Source organism: Amycolatopsis sp. Hca4 (assembly GCF_013364075.1).
GTDB lineage: Bacteria > Actinomycetota > Actinomycetes > Mycobacteriales > Pseudonocardiaceae > Amycolatopsis.
Window position 1 is genome coordinate 8,413,878 of sequence record NZ_CP054925.1, and the last position, 15,727, is coordinate 8,429,604.

A 15,727-nucleotide genomic window follows, 5' to 3' on the forward strand; every position below is an offset into this window, starting at 1 on the left:
CGACACGGAGCACGTTAGCAGTTTTCGCGGCGTTTCCCGCGCCCCTCTTCGGCCGCGCCGCGGACGCCGCCACTCGGTCGAACGGGCTAATACTGGCAACTGTGAACCATTGCCCCGGCCTGGGCCGACGCGCTTTCATGACTTGCCTGCGCCGGTGGCACCGCCTCCCCCTCACGGCCCGCCCGCGCGCAGGTGCGACCGGCCGCGCGAGCGGTTCCGGCTCCGGTTCACCCGGCCGCGTTGTGCGACCGGCCGAGGTGGCCGCGCGATGACCGGTGGCCCGGCGACGCCCCCAGCGCCGGGCCACCGGTCTTGTTACCAGCGGGTAGGCTCCCCCCATGGTCCTCCGGCAGAACATCCTGATCACCGGCGCCAGCAGCGGGTTGGGCGAGGGCATGGCCCGCCAGTTCGCAGCCAAGGGGCGCAACCTCGCACTGTGCGCGCGGCGCACCGAGCGGCTCGAGAAGCTGGCCGCCGAGCTCACCGCCCAGCACCCGGGGATCAAGGTCGTCATCCGCACCCTCGACGTCACCGACCACGACCGCGTGTTCACCGTCTTCGAGGAGTTCCGCGCCGAGCTCGGGTCCCTCGACCGGGTGATTGTGAACGCCGGGCTCGGAAAGGGGCAGCGGGTCGGCACCGGCCGGTTCGACGCCAACCGCCAGACCCTCGAGGTGAACTTCGTCGCGGCCGCCGCCCAGATCGAGGCCGCCGCCGGGATCTTCCGCGCGCAGGGCACCGGTCACCTCGCCGTCATCTCCTCCTTCAGCGCGCTTCGCCCGTTCCCGGGCAAGCTGACCGCGTACGCCGCTTCGAAGGCCGGCATCTCGGCGTTCGTCGACGGCACCCGGATCGAGCTGAAGCGCAAGGGCATCACCGTCACCGACGTCCGGCCCGGCTACATCGAGTCGGAGATGAACGACCGGATCGGCCGCAACCCGTTGCTGGGCAAGGCCGAGGCCGGGGCCAGGGCACTGGCCAAGGCGATCGAGGCCGAACCGCGCCGCGCCTACGTCCCGGCGTGGCCGTGGGTGCCGCTGAGCGTCGTGATGCGCGTGGTGCCGGCCGCGCTGCTGCGGAAGTTCGCGTGAACGCCCCGGTCGAGGTCCGCGCGGAGGACGCCTTCGACGCGGGCGCGGTGCACGCCTGGCTCAGCGCGAAGGTCGAGGGCCTCGGCGACGCACCGCCGCAGGTCCGGCAGTTCCCCGGCGGCGCCTCCAACCTGACGTACCTGCTGACCTACCCGGATCGCGAGCTGATCCTGCGCCGCCCGCCCGCCGGGCACAAGGCGGCCTCGGCGCACGACATGCGGCGCGAGTACCGCGTCCAGCACGCCCTGAAACCGGTGTTCCCGTACGTGCCGCGGATGGTGGCCTTCGGCGACGACCCGGCCGTGCTCGGCGGCGACTTCTACGTCATGGAGAAGCTCGACGGCCTGATCCTGCGCGGCGACCTCCCGCCGGGCATGACGCTGACGCCGGAGCAGGCGCGCGAGCTGTCCGGCAAGGTCGTCGACCGGCTGGTCGACCTGCACGCCGTCGACGTCGAAAAGGCCGGGCTGGCCGACCTCGGCAAGGGCGCCGGGTACGTCGAGCGGCAGATCCGCGGCTGGTCGGAGCGGTACGTGGCGGCGCGCACGGACAACGTCGGCGACTTCGCCGAGGTGCGTGCGTGGCTGGCGGCGAACCTGCCCGGCGAGGCCGGGATCTGCCTGATCCACAACGACTACCGCCTCGACAACCTGGTGCTCGACGGCCCGGCGACCCTGAACATCACCGGCGTCCTCGACTGGGAGATGGCCACCCTCGGCGACCCGCTGATGGAGCTGGGCAGCATGCTCGCCTACTGGGTCCAGGCCGGCGACGACGGCGTCATGCACACCAGCCGCCGCCAGCCGACCCACCTGCCCGGCATGTTCACCCGCGAGGAGTTCGTCGCCCGCTACGCGGAGAAGACCGGGCTGGCCATCGGGAACTGGCAGTTCTACGAGGTCTACGGCCTGTTCCGGCTCGCCGCGGTGCTGCAGCAGCTGTACCGGCGCTACCGCGACGGCGGCACCCGCAACCCGGCGTTCAAGGACTTCTGGCAGTTCGTCAACTACCTGGACTGGCGCTGCCGCGAGATCATCGCGAAGGGGAGCGTGTAGTGGGCGCGATCTACCTGGTCCGGCACGGCCAGGCGTCGTTCGGCGCGGCCGACTACGACGCGCTGTCCCCGCGCGGTTTCGAGCAGTCCACTGTGGTCGGTGCGGAACTGCTGCGCCGCGCCGTCTCCTTCAGCCAGGTCCGGTCCGGAACGCTGGCCCGCCAGCGCGACACCGCGGCGACGGCGCTGAAGGTGCTCGGCAGCGACGTCCCGGTGGCCGAGGACCCGCGCTGGAACGAGTACGACCACGTCGACATCGCGCGCCACCACGCCGGCGGGGCACCGCAGGAGGATTCGCGGTCCTACCAGGGCGTGCTGGACGCGGCCTTGACGGCGTGGACGTCGGCCGGCGCGGACGGGCCGTGCGCCGAGACGTGGCCCGCGTTCCTCGCGCGCTGCCGCGACGCGCTGGCCGAGCTGGTGGCGTCGCTGGGCAAGGGCGAGCACGCGGTCGTGTTCACCTCCGGCGGCGTGATCGCCACGCTCTGCGGCCTGCTCATGGGCACGCCCGAAACCGGCCTGCTCAAGCTCAACCGCGTCACGGTCAACGGCGGCATCACCAAGCTGGTTTCCGGGCGCGGCGGCGTCACGCTCCTGTCGTTCAACGAGCACCCGCACTTCGAGGCGGACGCCGCCTCGTTGCTCACCTATCGCTAGGAGGCACCGATGCGGTTCGGCGAGGTCACGCTGTTCCCGGTGAACGGCCACGGCCCGGAGGACGTCGTCGTCGACGCCGAGGGCCGGATCTACACCGGCGTCGACGACGGCCGGATCCTGCGCCTGTCGCCGGACGGGCAGCGCATCGACGTCATCGCCGACACGGGTGGCCGCCCGCTCGGGCTGGAGCTCTACGGCGAGGACGAGCTGCTGGTCTGCGACGCCCGCGCCGGCCTGCTGGTGGTCCCCCTCGCCGGCGGCACGCCTTCGGTGCTGGCCACGTCCGCGCTGGGCCTGGACTTCGTGTTCTGCAACAACGCGGCGGTGGCGTCCGACGGGACGATCTACTTCACGGATTCGTCCCGCCGCTTCGGCATCGACAACTGGCGCGACGACCTGATCGAGCAGACGGCGGGCGGCCGCCTGCTGCGCCGCGCCCCGGACGGCTCGATCGACCTGCTCCTGGACGGCCTCCAGTTCGCGAACGGCGTCGCACTGGCCCCGGACGAGTCGTTCGTGGCGGTGGCCGAGACGGGCGCGTGCCGGGTCTCCCGGGTGTGGCTTTCCGACGGCCGCTCCGACGTGTTGGTGGACGGCCTGTGGGGCTTCCCGGACAACATCTCGACGGGCACGGACGGGCTCATCTGGATCACCCAGGCGTCCCCGAAGGTGGCGGCGCTGGACGTGGTCCGGCGGTTGCCGGCGTTCCTCCGGGCGGGCGTCCGTCGGCTGCCGACGTCGCTGCAGCCCTCGCCGGGACGTGAGGTGGGTGTCTTGGGCGTCGCGGCGGACGGGACGGTGACGCGCGAGCTGCGCGGCGAGATCGACGGCTTCCACATGCTGGTGGGTGTCCGTGAGTGGCGGGGGCAGCTGTACTTCGGGTCACTGGAGGAGACGGCGATCGCGGTGACGACCGTGAGCTGAGCCCTCAGCGTCCGGTCCAGCGCGGCTCCCGCCCGGCGGACCAAGCCGCGTAGAACTCCTTGTGGTCCTTCGCCGTCATCAGCAACGCCTGCGTGATCGCCTCCAGTTCGATCGCGCTGCCCAGGTCCATGTCCAGCTCGCGGGTCAGCAGCACCTTCGTCGTCGCGTACGCCAACGCCGGGCCGTCCGCCAACCGGCGGGCCAAGGCCGCAGCCGCGGCAGGCAGATCCGCGTCCGGGACCACCTGCGAAGCCAGCCCGATCTCCGAAGCCCGCGAAGCCGTGACCTTGTCGCCCAGCATCAACAGCTCCGTCGCGCGACCCAAGCCGACGAGCCGCGGCAACAGGTACGCCGATCCCATGTCCGCCCCGGCCAAGCCCACCTTGGTGAACAGGAACGCGAACTTCGCCGACTCCGCCAGCAGCCGGAAGTCGCTCGCCAGTGCGATCACCGAGCCCGCGCCCGCCGCCACGCCGTTGACCGCCGCGATCACCGGGATCGGGCACTCGCGCAGGGCCTTCACCACCGCGCCCGTCATGCGGGTGAACTCCAGCAGCTCCGCCGTCTCGAACTTCTGCAGCTCGCCGATGATCTCCTCGACGTCGCCACCCGAGCAGAACCCGCGGCCTTCGCCGGTGATCACCAGTACCCGGACGTCCTCGTGCTGCGGCAGCTCGACTACCAGGTCGCGGAGATCCGCGTACACCTCGAACGTCAGCGCGTTGAGCTTCGAAGGCCGCGTGAACGTCAGCGTGGCCACGCCGTCGGCCACGGTGAAGCCGAAGTGCTCCCACTCGCGGGTCAGTGGGGCGGTGGCGCGGAACGGGCTCATGACTGGATTCCTCCGCCGTCGAGTACGAGGGTCTGGCCGTTGATCGCGGCAGCTTCGGGAGCCGCCAGGAAGGACACCGCGAACGCCACCTCGGCCGGCTCCAGCAGCCGGCCGAGCGGGGACGCCGCCGCCAGTGCCGCTTCCGCGTCCGCCGTGGACCGTCCCGACCGCGAGACGATCCGCTCCACCGAGGTGGCCGTCATGTCGGTGCGGACGAACGCCGGGCACACCGCGTTCGCCGTGACGCCGGTGCCGGCCAGTTCCGCCGCCACCGCGCGCATGAACCCCACCGCCGCGTGCTTCGACGCCGTGTACCCGGCCGTGTAGCGGTAGCCGACGTGCGAAGCCGTCGACGCCACCGTGACGATCCGCCCGCGGTCACGCGCCCGCATCCCGTCCAGCACCGCACGCGTGCAGAGGAACGCACCGGTCGCGTTCACCTCGAACTGCGCACGCCAATCGTCGAGCGACGTCCGGGAAACCGGGGCACTGGAGGAAATCCCGGCGTTGTTGACCAGCACGTCGACCGGCCCGACCGAGGCGAAGTACTCGGCCACGGCTTCCTCGGAGGTGACGTCGCAGTCCGCGCGGCCCGGCGCCAGCACGGTGTCACCGGCGGAGCGGAACCGGTCCGCGATCGCCGCGCCGATGCCGCGCGTGCCGCCGGTGACCACCACCAGGCGGCTCACGGGCGGGCCGCCAGCGTGCGCCGGTCGAGCTTCCCGTTGGCCGTGCGGGGGAGTTCCGCCATGAAGACCACCTCGCGGGGGTACTTGTGCTTGGCCAGGTGGGCTTTCGCATGCTCCTTCAGCTCGTCGGCGGAGACCGCGGACCCGGGCCGCAGCACGACGTACGCGCGCGGCACGACCAGGCCGCCGGTCTCGTGGCCGACCACCGCGCAGTCCACCACGGCGGCGTGGCCGAGCAGGCAGTCCTCGATTTCGCCGGGCGCGACGAAGACGCCGCCGACCTTGAGCAGCGCGTCGGCGCGGCCGTGGTGGCGGAAGTACCCGTCGGGGGAACGGCTGAACAGGTCGCCCGAGGTCAGCGTGTCGCCGTCGAACGTCGCCGCCGACTTCGCCGGGTCACCGAAGTACTCCAGTGCGATCGTCGGCCCGGTCACCCGCAGCGGCCCGATCTCCCCGTCCGGCAGCGGGTTCCCGAGCTCGTCGACGACCTCGGCGGTGTAGCCCGGAACGGGCGTGCCGAGCGTGCCCACGCGGGCGGCGCCGGGCCGGTTCGACAGGTAGATGTGGTACGCCTCGGACGAGCCGATCCCGTCCACCACCGGCACGCCGAAGGCCGCGTCCCACTTCCGGTGCAGCTCCGAGGGCAGCGCCTCGCCCGCCGACGTCGTCATCCGCAGGCAGCTCAGGTCCTGCTCGGCGGCGGCCGGGTGGGCCACCATCGCGCTCATCATCGTCGGCACGTTGACCAGCACGGTCGGCCGATGGCGAGCGATCAGTTCGAAGATCAGGTCCGCCGTGCTGCGCTCCGGGAACGCGATCCCGGCCGCGCCGACGCCGAACGGGAACAGCGCCACCAGGTCGCGCGCGTAGCCGAAGAACAGCTTGGGCACGGCCAGCACCCGGTCGTCCTCCCGCAGGCCGAGCACCTCGACGGCGTACCGCTCGAAGCTCTCCTTCGGGCTGCGCAGCGGGTGCACGCACGCCTTGGGCGCGCCCGTGCTGCCGGTGGTGAACTTCCAGATCCCGATGTCGTCCACAGTGGTCGGTGCGGGGTCCAGCGAATCCGGTGCCGCGTCGACCAGTGTCCGGAATGGACGCTCACCCGGCCGCAGCTCGCTTTCGGGCACGCCGGTGACGAGCAACCCGGTGGCGCCCGCCTGTCGTAGAGCCGGCAGCGTGACGGCGTCCGCGAGCACCGCGACGGCCTCGGTGTAACCGAGGTAGTAGGCGTAGTCCTTCGGCTGCAGGAACGGGTAGACCTCGGCGGTGACCGCGCCGATCTTCTGGGCGCCGTACCAGGCCGCGACGAACTCCTCGCCGTCGCTCAGCGCCAGCAGCACCCGCTGTCCTCTTCGGACACCGGCGTCCAGCAGGACGTTCCCGGCGCGGTTCGCCAGCGCGGCGAGCGACGCGTAGCTGATCGAACGGTCCCCGGCGTACAGCGCGGTCCGGTCACCCCGCCCCGAAGCCACGTGCCGGTCGAGGAAGTGCGTGGCGAGGTTGAACGGCTCACTCACGGGCCAGCTCCCGGATCGCTTCCACCAGCAGGTCGGTCAACGTCGAGAACGTCTCTTCGCCTTCGGCCGCGGTCGCCTCCGCGGGCTTGCCGCAGTACGCCTCGGTCATCCCCATCTCCCGGAAGCCCCCGTCTTCCGGAGCGGCGGCCAGGCTGACCGGCACGTGCGGCAGCGTCCGCATCAGTGCCTGGTCGACCAGCTCGGGCCGGTCGGCGAGCACCAGCGACGTCTCGTACCGCCCGGCGTGGCACTCGCCGGAGCGGAACTCTTCGGTCAGCCGCTGCGCGTGCCGCCGCCGGACCAGGTCGAGCAGGGCGACGCGGCCGTCGTAGGCGAAGTTCAGCGTCTCCACCGCGCGCCGCAGCGTCACCAGGTGTGCGGGCTCGAAGTGGTTGTTGACCAGCAGGATCCGCCGGAACCACTGGCCGATGAGCGACGCGCCGATGTCGACGAGCAGCGAGTGCAGCGTCTCCTCGCCGATGTGGATGCCGCCGGTGAACCCGGCCGCGAACCGCGTCACGCCGTAGTGCACCTCGGGCAGAACCAGGACGTGGACCTCGTCGTCGGCGGCCAAGCGGGAAGCCGCGCGCTCGCACATCCCGCGCGAGATGAGCGGGTCTGTCCCCAGCGGCGCGTGCGGCCCGTGCGGCTCGATCGCACCCAGCGGGAGCAGCAGCACCGGCACGCGTGAGCCGTCCGCGAGGGCGGCGACCTGCCGCGAGCTGAGGTCCGCGAAGTACGTCACGCAAATCAAGCTACACCGCAGCGGCCTGGGGTGTATAGAGTTGCGCCCATGCCCGGAGACGCCTTCGAAACCAGCCCTCAGGAGCTGGTCGTGACGTTGCTGGGCAGCTACGTGCACCCGCGCGAGACCCGCCGGGTGTGGTCGGGCGGCCTGGTCGCGGTGCTCGCCGAGCTGGGCTTCTCCGACGGTGCCGCCCGGATCGCGCTCACCCGCCTGGTGCGCCGCGGCCTGCTGCAGCGCCACCGCGAAGGCCGGACCGTGCACTACTCGCTGACCAAGCGCACGGTCGCCCTGCTCGCCGACGGCGACCAGCGGATCTTCTCCCTCGGCCGCCGCGAGCGGGCCGCCGGCGAGTGGACCGTGCTGTGGCAGAGCATCCCGGAGAGCCGCCGCCAGGCCAGGGAACGCCTGGTCCGGCGGCTGCGGTTCCTCGGGTTCGGGCCCTACTCCGACGGCACCTGGATCGCCCCGCACGACCGCGAGGCCGAGGTCGTCGCCCTGCTCGGCGAGCTCGACGTCACCGAGCACGCCGGGCTGCTGCTCGGCAGGCCGTCGGCCGCGCTGGACGTCCGCCGGTTCGCCGGCCGGGCCTGGGACCTCGACGACCTGGCCGCGCGGTACGCCGCGTTCGTCGGCCAGTTCGGCGGGTACGCCGGCCGCGAGCCGCCGGACGCCGAGGCGTTCGAGGTGCGCACCCGCCTGGTGCACACCTTCCGGATGTTCCCGTCGCTCGACCCGGAACTGCCCGCCGAACTGGTGCCCGCACCGGACCGCCGGGCGGCGGCGGTCGAGCTGTTCCACGATCTGTACACCGCGCTCGCGCGACCCGCTCAGCGCCATTTCGACGAGGTGACCCAGGGATGACCGAACCCAGCCCAGCGACCAAGGAAGCCCTCAGCTACACCTCGTACCTCGGGCTGGACGAGGTGCTGAACGCGCAGCGCCTGCGCTCCGACGAGCACGACGAGCTGCTGTTCATCGTCATCCACCAGGTGTACGAGCTGTGGTTCAAGCAGATCCTGCACGAAGCCGCCTTCCTCCAGGCGAACCTGGAGAAGGGCAACACCGCGCACTCGATCCGGACGCTGCGCCGGATCCTGACCATCCTCAAGGTCGCGGTCGCGCAGATCGACGTGCTGGAAACGATGACGCCCAGCCAGTTCACCAGTTTCCGCGCCCGTTTGGACGCTTCGAGCGGCTTCCAGTCGGCCCAGTTCCGCGAGCTGGAGGCGGTGCTCGGACGCCGTGACGAGCGCGTGTTCGCGCACTACCCCGAGGGTGGCGAGCAGCGGAAACGCATTGCCGAAGCGATGGCGCGACCGTCGGTGTTCGACTCTTTTCTCGCGTATCTCAAGGTTTCTGGCTACGCGGTCGAGTGTGACCGAGACGTCACTCGACCGGTGGAGCCGTCCCCGGCCCTGCAGGCGATATTGCTGGACGTGTACAGCGACGACGGGGGACCCTCGGTCGTCGCGGAGTGTCTGGTCGATCTCGACGAAGGGATGCAGGAGTGGCGCTACCGGCACGTGAAGATGGTCGAACGCACCATCGGCGACAAGACCGGGACAGGAGGATCATCCGGCGCGACCTACCTGCGTACCACGCTTTTCCAGCCGATGTTCCCGGATCTCTGGGCCGTACGGAGCCGACTGTGACCACTTTGGACGATCTGCGCGCGGACGCCAACAGCCTCGCCGCGCACTACACCCGGTTCGCGGTGGCCGACCGCCTCCTGCTCTCCGGGCACTCGCACCAGGCCTGGCCGGACGTCGCCGAGGAGGGGCTCCTCGAGTCCTTCGCGGACGCCGCGCGCGACGTCGACGGCAAGTGGGAGCGCGCCTTCGCCAAGGCGGACGAGCTGCGCGCGGGCTTCCGCCTGCTGCTCGGCGACCCGCACGGCGAGTACGCGCTCGGCGCGAGCACGCACGACCTCGTGCTGCGCTTCCTCTCGGCGATGGAGCTGCCGCGAAGGCCGCGCCTGGTCACCACCGACGGCGAGTTCCACACCCTGCGCCGCCAGCTCGCCCGCCTCGAAGAGGAGGGCGTGGAGGTCGTGCGCGTCCCGCTCGAGCCGGTGACGACCCTCGCCGAGCGCGTCGCCGGCGAGGTCGACGGCAACACCGCCGCCGTGCTGGTGTCCGCGGTGCTGTTCGAGACGTCTCGGTTGGTACCGGGCCTCGCGCACCTGGCCGACGTCTGCCGCGGCCGCTCGATCGAGCTCGTCGTCGACGCCTACCACGCGCTCGGCGTCGTGCCGTTCGCGCTGCACGACCTGGGGCTCACCAACGCCTGGGTGCTCGGCGGCGGCTACAAGTACCTGCAGCTGGGCGAGGGCAACTGCTTCCTGCGGCTGCCCGCGCACGCCCAGGAGCTGCGGCCGGTGATCACCGGCTGGTACGCCGAGTTCGGCGCCCTGGCCGACGAGCGCCACCCCGGCCAGGTGGCCTACGCCATCGGCGGCGACCGGTTCGCCGGTGCCACCTACGACCCGGCCAGCCACTACCGCGGCGTCCGGGTCCAGCGGTTCTTCGCCGAGCAGGGCCTGACCCCGGAGTTCCTGCGCGAGGTGTCCCAGCACCAGGTGGGCCTGCTGGCGTCGGTGTTCGACAAGCTCGGGTTGCCCGAGGACGTCGTCACCCGCGACCGCGAGACGCCGCTCGGGATGCTCGGCGGGTTCCTCTCGCTGCGCTGCGCCGACGCCGCCGGGCTGCAGGCGGCGCTGGCCGCGCACGGCGTCCGCACCGACAGCCGGGGGCCCCACCTGCGCTTCGGTCCGGCGCCGTACCTCTCCGACACCCAGCTGGAGACGGCGATGGGCACGCTCGGCACGGTCGTCCGGGGCTGATCCAGGGGCCCCTACTTCCGGATTACCGGTCCGTATCGCGGGACCTCCACTGGTCCGGCGGACGAAGGGGATCTAGGTTGGTGCCGGGACCCGGCACAGCGGCGGACGACCTCCGCCCGGCGCCGGTTCCCGGCCACCCCGAAGCGCGTTCCGGCCACGAAACCGGGGCGCGGATGACAAAGGAGTCACCACCGTGACCGAAGGAGTGTTCGCCCGGGGCACCGGGCACGAACAGGTCGTGTACTGCCACGACCAGGCCAGTGGCCTCAAGGCCATCATCGGCATCTACTCCACCGCGCTCGGCCCCGCACTGGGCGGGACGCGCTTCCACCCGTACGCCACCGAATCCGCCGCGCTCGACGACGTGCTCGCGCTGTCGAAGGGCATGGCGTACAAGAACGCGCTGGCCGGGCTGGACCTCGGCGGCGGCAAGGCCGTCATCATCGGCGATCCGAAGACGCTCAAGTCCGAAGCGCTGCTGCGCGCGTACGGGCGCTTCGTGCAGTCCCTGGGTGGCCGCTACATCACGGCGTGCGACGTGGGCACGTACGTGCAGGACATGGACGTGGTGGCCCGCGAGTGCCGCTACGTCACCGGCCGCTCGCCCGAGGACGGCGGGGCGGGCGACTCGTCGGTGCTCACCGCGTTCGGCGTGTTCCAGGGCATGCGGGCCTCGGCCGAGCACGTCTGGGGCAGCCCGGACCTGGCGGGCAAGCGCGTCGGCGTCGCGGGGGTCGGCAAGGTCGGCCACATCCTCGTCGGGCACCTCGTGGAGGCGGGGGCACAGGTGACGATCACCGACGTCTACGCGCCGGCCATCGCTCGCACGCTGGAGATCTACCCGACCGTTTCCGTGGCGTCCGATGTGGACACCCTGCTGCGGACCGAGCTCGACGTCTTCGCGCCGTGTGCGCTGGGCGGCGTCCTGAACGACGAAACGGTGCCGGTGCTGGGCGCCCGCATCGTCTGCGGCGCGGCGAACAACCAGCTGGCGCACGCGGGCATCGACAAGCAGCTGGCCGACCGCGGCGTCCTGTACGCCCCGGACTACCTGGTCAACGCGGGCGGCGTGATCCAGGTCGACGACGAGCGCCACGGGTTCGACTTCGAGCGCGCCAAGCGCAAGACGACGGCCATCTTCGACACGACGAAGGCGGTGTTCGCCCTGGCCGAAACCGACGGCGTCCCCCCGGCAACGGCGGCCGACCGCCTGGCCGAGCGCCGGATGGCGGAAGTCGGGCGGCTGCGGTCCATCCTGACGGTGTGAGCCTTCCGGGCATCTTCGAAGCGGCGGGCGTGCGGGGTTTCCTGCACGCCCGCCGTCTCGGTTCTTCGGACGAGCTGGGCCTGGACGCGGACGCGCCGGTGGTGCCGGCGTCGGTGGTGAAGGTGCCGCTGGCGTACGAATTCGCCCGCCAGGTCGCGGCGGGGTTGCTGGACCCTGCGGACCGGGTCCACGCGTCGGCGGCGGACCGCCTGGGCGGCACGGGTTCGGCGGGCTTCGCGGACGACGCGTCCTACAGCCTGCGCGACGCGGCGCTGCTGGCGCTGACGGTGTCGGACAACACGGCCGCGGACCTGCTGTTCGACCGCGTGGGGGTGGAGAACGTCCGGTCGTTGCTGGCCGAGCTGGGGCTGACGCGGACTTCGGTGGTGGGAGCACCGCGGGACATCCTGCGCACGATCATCGAGGACACCGAGGCCGGGAGGCCGTTGCGCGCGCTGGATCCGTTGCGGACGTCGTCGACGACGGCCCGTGAGATGACGGCGTTGCTGTCGTCGCTCTGGGCCGACGACGCGGGTGCGCCGGTGCGCGAGTGGATGTCGGCGCAGGTGAGCTGGCACCGGTTGGCGGCGGGTTTCCCGCCGGAGGTGGCGGTGGCGGGGAAGACGGGCACGATGCCGGGGATCCGCAACGAAATCGGGGTGGTGAGGTATCCGGACGGGGCCGAGTACGCGGTGGCGGTGTTCACGGTGGGCGGATCGGAGACGTTGCGGCGGCCGGACATCGACCAGGCGATCGGTGCGGCAGCGCGGGCGGCGGTGGATCAGCTGCGCGTGTAGGCGGGGTGCGGCGGCCGGGCCTGCCGCGCGGGGCGGTGGATCAGCTGCGTTCGTAGAACACGTCCCACGGCCGCGGCTCCTGCGGCGGCGGGACCAGGCGCGAGATGCCGTCGTCCCCGAGGACCGTGGCCGCGATGCGGGCGAGCGTTGCCGCCTGGGGGTGCGGGCTGGTCGCCGGCCAGGCGAAGGCCATCCGGGTCCGCAGCACCTCGCCCTCGATCGGCCGCCACACCACCCGGGGTTCCTTGCGGGCCGCGGGCTCGAACGCCACGCCGTGACCGGCCAGGACCAGGCCGAGCACGAACTCGGGGTTGCGGGCGTGCCGGATCGCGGCCGGGCGGAAGCCGTGGTCCCAGCAGGTGCGCAGCAGGGCGTCGTAACTCCCCGGCGCGGCCGCGCGCGGCGCGTGCACCAGGCCTTCCCCGGCCAGATCGGCGAGGGCGAGCCCGGCGCGGCGGGCCAGCGGCGAGTCGCGGGGGAGCACCACGCCGAGCGGGGTGTCGACGACCGGGCCGAGCTCGAGGCCGACCACGTCCACCGGCAGCTGCAGGAGTCCCGCGTCCAGTGACCGGTCCGCCAGCAGCCGGGCCTGCTCGGCGGTGGTGAGCTCCTGCAGGTCCAGCCGCACGGCCGGGCACTCGTCGGCGAACTTCGTCAGTATCGCGGCCAGCAGGCGGCCCGGCAGGTCCGGTGGCACACCCGCGCGCAAGCCGTCCAGCTCGCCGCGGCCGGCCCGGCCGACGAGCGCCGTCATCCGGTCCCACCGGGCGAGCAGATCGCGCGCTTCGGCCCGCAGCACTTCGCCGGCTTCGGTGAGCGTGACGCGGCGGCCGCGCTTGAACAGCATCGCGCCCAGCTCGGCTTCGAGCCGTTTGATCCGCTGGCTCAACGGCGGCTGCGCGATGCCGAGCCGTTCGGCGGCCCGTCCGAAGTGGAGTTCTTCGGCGACGACGAGGAAATACCGCAGCGAACGAAGCTGGTCCACGCAGCAACGATAGCCGTTCGCATATGGACTCGGTGTCCGGGCGATCTTGGACAACGCCCGGTGCTCCGTGGTCGGGTGTCGGTCATGGAGACAGGAATCAGCAGGCGCGGGCTGTTCGGCGCCGGCGCGGCGGCCGCGGCGATCCTCGCGGGCGCACCGGGCTTGGCGAGGGCGGCTTCCGGGATGACGTTGCGCTGGTGGGGGAACAACGGCTGGGAGATCCGCATCGGCGCCAAGACGATCCTCATCGACCCGTGGCTGACCCGGTTCAAGACCGGGACGTACACCTCCGCGGGCGCGGACCCCCACACTCCGTTGTCCGTGAACAAGGCCCTGATCGACGGCTACCTCGACCGCGGTTACCTCCACGCGGACCACATCCTGGTGACGCACGGCCACTACGACCACCTGACGGACGTGCCCTACCTGGCCGAACGCACCGGAGCCACGGTGATCGGCACCGAGACCCATTTGAGTCTCATGGCGGCGCTGGGCGCCCCGGAGGACCAGCTGTCGATCGCCACGGGCGGCGAGGACCTGACGTTCGACGGCTACACGATCCGGGTGCTGCGGTCCCTGCATTCGGCAACGGGCCCCCGGGCCAGGGTCGCGTTCCCGGGCACGCGGTCACTGTCACGCCGAGACCGGCCGAGGGTGATTGCGGACCTGCTGGAGGGCGGAACGCTGGCGTACGTCGTGTCGGGTGGCGGCGCGAGCGTGCTGGATTTCGGGGGCGCGAACTACATCGAGTCCGAGCTGGCGGGCTTGCGGCCGGACGTGGTGCTGCTCCCGCCGGGCGGGGCGAAGGTGACGGACTACGTGCCGAGGCTCCTGCGGGTCCTCGGGAACCCGCGGTGCGTGGCGGCGACGCACTGGGACGACTTCGACCTGCCGTTGGGCCGGGCTCACGACCCGAACGGCGGGTTGGAGGTCCTGCGGAAGGCCGTCGCGGCGGCGAGTCCGGGGAGTGAGTTCGTGGTGCTGGACCACCTCGGCGAGTTCACGCCCTGAAAACGGTGAAGGCCACCTCGAGCGACTTCGAGGTGGCCTTGACCGGCTGCGTCTCAGCCGCTCTTGCGGCGGAACTGGCGCTTGTTCGCCGCGGGCCCGTGGGCGTGCTGGTTCTTGCCGCCGCCGTTCTCGTGGGATGCGCCGCTGCGGGCGTGGGCCTGCTTGCGCTCCAGTGCCTCGCGGAACTTGCGCTTGACGTCGTCCTCCTCGCCGCTGGGCGACGGGTTCGGTTCACTCATGCTACCTCCGGAAAACGACGAAAAACGACGACGTGTGACCGCTCCAGCCTGGCACCACTCCCAGCGCTTGGCGAGCCGATTTCCGTCACCCCTTCAGCGTTTGGGCGACGGCACCCCGCCGAACTGCACCGACTTGCGCGTCAGGGGCCGGCCGCAGTGGTCGCACAGGAGGATCGGCTGCAGCCGGTTGCCGCACTCCACGTGGTGCAGCGTGATGTCCGGCTCCTGGCCCGTCACCTCGAACCCGCGGGACCACTCCGCGATGAACGCCAGCGCCGGGAAGAACGCCAGGCCCTTCGCCGTCATCCGGTAGTCACGCGCGTCCGTGCGCGTGGCCGCCGCTCCCGTGCGCAGCACGCCCACCTCGACCAGCTTGCTCAACCGGGCCGACAGCACGCTCGGGCCGATGCCCAGCTCGCGCTCGAACTCCGAGAAGTGCCGGCAGCCGAGCAGCGCCGAGACCAGCAGGCCGGTCGACCACCGGTCGCCGAGCAGCTCCATCGTGTCCGGGAAGAACATCATCGGGTCGCCGGCCAGTGACTCCGCGTCCTTGCGGCGGAAGCGCTTGGACGCCGTCGCCGCTGCCACGCCCGTGCTGTCCAGGCGCGACGCCCGCACGTCACGCGCGTCGACGCGGCGGCCGCAGGCGGCGCAGCCGAGGGGCGCTGATGTAGCCAGCTCGCAGTCGAGGTGGATCAGCGTCGGCAGCACCTCGCGGCGGCCTTCGACCCACTCGCGCTCCCACGCCCAGATGGAGATCAGCAGCGGCCACAGCTCGAGGCCGCGTTCGGTGAGCCGGTACTCGTGCCGGGTGCGGCGGGCGTCCCGGTACGGCACCCGGGTCAGCATGCCCGCCTCCACCATGTCCCGCAGCCGCCCGGACAGCGCCGTCGGCGAAATGCCCAGCCGGAGCCGCAGCTCTTCGTACCGCCGGAACCGCAGGAACAGGCTCTGCAGGATGAGCAGCGTCCACTGGTCGCCGACCAGCTCGAGCGCCCGGCGGAGCGGGTCGCCCGCCGGCCGGATGCGCTGTGCAGTCGCCTCGACCACGTCTTTCCCCCTTGTTACTCGCCC

At 71.9% G+C, this 15,727-nt stretch carries 17 protein-coding genes; 10 read left to right on the top strand and 7 right to left on the bottom strand.

The features are described 5' to 3' along the window. Window positions 1-338: 338 nt before the first annotated feature. Genes HUT10_RS38275 through HUT10_RS38290 form a run of 4 tightly spaced genes read left to right on the top strand, consistent with a single transcriptional unit; the run spans window position 339 to window position 3,726 of the window. Window positions 339-1,091 (top strand): SDR family oxidoreductase, encoded by a 753-nt coding sequence (locus HUT10_RS38275; protein WP_176175640.1) that lies wholly within the window; start codon window positions 339-341, stop codon window positions 1,089-1,091. Beyond that, entirely contained in the window at window positions 1,088-2,146 is a 1,059-nt protein-coding gene (locus HUT10_RS38280; RefSeq protein ID WP_176175641.1) for a phosphotransferase family protein, read from the top strand. Before HUT10_RS38275 ends, HUT10_RS38280 begins: the two co-directional genes overlap by 4 nt. Then, on the top strand, window positions 2,146-2,802 hold the full coding sequence (locus HUT10_RS38285) for a histidine phosphatase family protein (protein ID WP_176175642.1): 657 nt from the start codon (window positions 2,146-2,148) through the stop codon (window positions 2,800-2,802). Before HUT10_RS38280 ends, HUT10_RS38285 begins: the two co-directional genes overlap by 1 nt. A gap of 9 nt (window positions 2,803-2,811) precedes the next feature. Then, window positions 2,812-3,726, top strand: coding sequence for an SMP-30/gluconolactonase/LRE family protein (locus HUT10_RS38290; protein ID WP_176175643.1), 915 nt, complete (start codon window positions 2,812-2,814; stop codon window positions 3,724-3,726). Between the two features lie 4 nt (window positions 3,727-3,730). On the opposite strand, the gene HUT10_RS38295 is transcribed toward HUT10_RS38290, so the two are convergent. The 4 genes from HUT10_RS38295 to HUT10_RS38310 are packed head-to-tail and all read right to left on the bottom strand — an operon-like array spanning window position 3,731 to window position 7,509. Next, window positions 3,731-4,558, bottom strand: coding sequence for an enoyl-CoA hydratase family protein (locus tag HUT10_RS38295; RefSeq protein WP_176175644.1), 828 nt, complete (start codon window positions 4,556-4,558; stop codon window positions 3,731-3,733). After that, window positions 4,555-5,247, bottom strand: coding sequence for an SDR family NAD(P)-dependent oxidoreductase (locus tag HUT10_RS38300; protein WP_176175645.1), 693 nt, complete (start codon window positions 5,245-5,247; stop codon window positions 4,555-4,557). Before HUT10_RS38300 ends, HUT10_RS38295 begins: the two co-directional genes overlap by 4 nt. Further along, on the bottom strand, window positions 5,244-6,764 hold the full coding sequence (locus HUT10_RS38305; RefSeq protein ID WP_176175646.1) for a benzoate-CoA ligase family protein: 1,521 nt from the start codon (window positions 6,762-6,764) through the stop codon (window positions 5,244-5,246). Before HUT10_RS38305 ends, HUT10_RS38300 begins: the two co-directional genes overlap by 4 nt. After that, complete coding sequence (locus tag HUT10_RS38310; RefSeq protein WP_176175647.1) at window positions 6,757-7,509, bottom strand: creatininase family protein; 753 nt, start codon at window positions 7,507-7,509, stop codon at window positions 6,757-6,759. Before HUT10_RS38310 ends, HUT10_RS38305 begins: the two co-directional genes overlap by 8 nt. Before the next feature lie 48 nt (window positions 7,510-7,557). Here HUT10_RS38310 and HUT10_RS38315 point away from each other — a divergent pair, with 48 nt between their 5' ends. From HUT10_RS38315 to HUT10_RS38335, 5 genes are all read left to right on the top strand, one after another. Next, complete coding sequence (locus HUT10_RS38315; protein ID WP_176175648.1) at window positions 7,558-8,373, top strand: PaaX family transcriptional regulator C-terminal domain-containing protein; 816 nt, start codon at window positions 7,558-7,560, stop codon at window positions 8,371-8,373. Continuing rightward, complete coding sequence (locus HUT10_RS38320; protein ID WP_176175649.1) at window positions 8,370-9,164, top strand: tryptophan 2,3-dioxygenase; 795 nt, start codon at window positions 8,370-8,372, stop codon at window positions 9,162-9,164. Before HUT10_RS38315 ends, HUT10_RS38320 begins: the two co-directional genes overlap by 4 nt. After that, entirely contained in the window at window positions 9,161-10,354 is a 1,194-nt protein-coding gene (locus tag HUT10_RS38325; protein ID WP_176175650.1) for a kynureninase, read from the top strand. The genes HUT10_RS38320 and HUT10_RS38325 overlap by 4 nt, the downstream gene beginning before the upstream one ends. 193 nt (window positions 10,355-10,547) lie before the next feature. Continuing rightward, window positions 10,548-11,621, top strand: coding sequence for a Glu/Leu/Phe/Val dehydrogenase (locus tag HUT10_RS38330; RefSeq protein WP_176175651.1), 1,074 nt, complete (start codon window positions 10,548-10,550; stop codon window positions 11,619-11,621). Further along, on the top strand, window positions 11,618-12,418 hold the full coding sequence (locus tag HUT10_RS38335; protein ID WP_176175652.1) for a serine hydrolase: 801 nt from the start codon (window positions 11,618-11,620) through the stop codon (window positions 12,416-12,418). Before HUT10_RS38330 ends, HUT10_RS38335 begins: the two co-directional genes overlap by 4 nt. 40 nt (window positions 12,419-12,458) lie before the next feature. Here the strand turns inward: HUT10_RS38335 and HUT10_RS38340 are convergent, their stop codons facing one another. Beyond that, window positions 12,459-13,403: a LysR substrate-binding domain-containing protein gene (locus HUT10_RS38340; RefSeq protein ID WP_176175653.1), complete on the bottom strand. Its 945-nt coding sequence runs from the start codon at window positions 13,401-13,403 to the stop codon at window positions 12,459-12,461. Between the two features lie 84 nt (window positions 13,404-13,487). Here HUT10_RS38340 and HUT10_RS38345 point away from each other — a divergent pair, with 84 nt between their 5' ends. Continuing rightward, the gene (locus HUT10_RS38345) at window positions 13,488-14,414 is read left to right on the top strand and encodes an MBL fold metallo-hydrolase (RefSeq protein ID WP_176175654.1); all 927 of its coding nucleotides are present in this window, start codon (window positions 13,488-13,490) and stop codon (window positions 14,412-14,414) included. Between the two features lie 53 nt (window positions 14,415-14,467). On the opposite strand, the gene HUT10_RS38350 is transcribed toward HUT10_RS38345, so the two are convergent. Next, on the bottom strand, window positions 14,468-14,653 hold the full coding sequence (locus HUT10_RS38350; RefSeq protein ID WP_176175655.1) for a DUF5302 domain-containing protein: 186 nt from the start codon (window positions 14,651-14,653) through the stop codon (window positions 14,468-14,470). 93 nt (window positions 14,654-14,746) lie between these two features. Beyond that, complete coding sequence (locus tag HUT10_RS38355; protein WP_176175656.1) at window positions 14,747-15,703, bottom strand: helix-turn-helix domain-containing protein; 957 nt, start codon at window positions 15,701-15,703, stop codon at window positions 14,747-14,749. Window positions 15,704-15,727: the final 24 nt, after the last annotated feature.

Coding starts and splice junctions, on each gene's coding strand:
- HUT10_RS38275 (WP_176175640.1), top strand. CDS start 339: ATGGTCCTCCGGCAGAACATCCTGATCACCGGCGCCAGCAGCGGGTTG.
- HUT10_RS38290 (WP_176175643.1), top strand. CDS start 2,812: ATGCGGTTCGGCGAGGTCACGCTGTTCCCGGTGAACGGCCACGGCCCG.
- HUT10_RS38295 (WP_176175644.1), bottom strand. CDS start 4,558: ATGAGCCCGTTCCGCGCCACCGCCCCACTGACCCGCGAGTGGGAGCAC.
- HUT10_RS38315 (WP_176175648.1), top strand. CDS start 7,558: ATGCCCGGAGACGCCTTCGAAACCAGCCCTCAGGAGCTGGTCGTGACG.
- HUT10_RS38320 (WP_176175649.1), top strand. CDS start 8,370: ATGACCGAACCCAGCCCAGCGACCAAGGAAGCCCTCAGCTACACCTCG.
- HUT10_RS38345 (WP_176175654.1), top strand. CDS start 13,488: ATGGAGACAGGAATCAGCAGGCGCGGGCTGTTCGGCGCCGGCGCGGCG.
- HUT10_RS38350 (WP_176175655.1), bottom strand. CDS start 14,653: ATGAGTGAACCGAACCCGTCGCCCAGCGGCGAGGAGGACGACGTCAAG.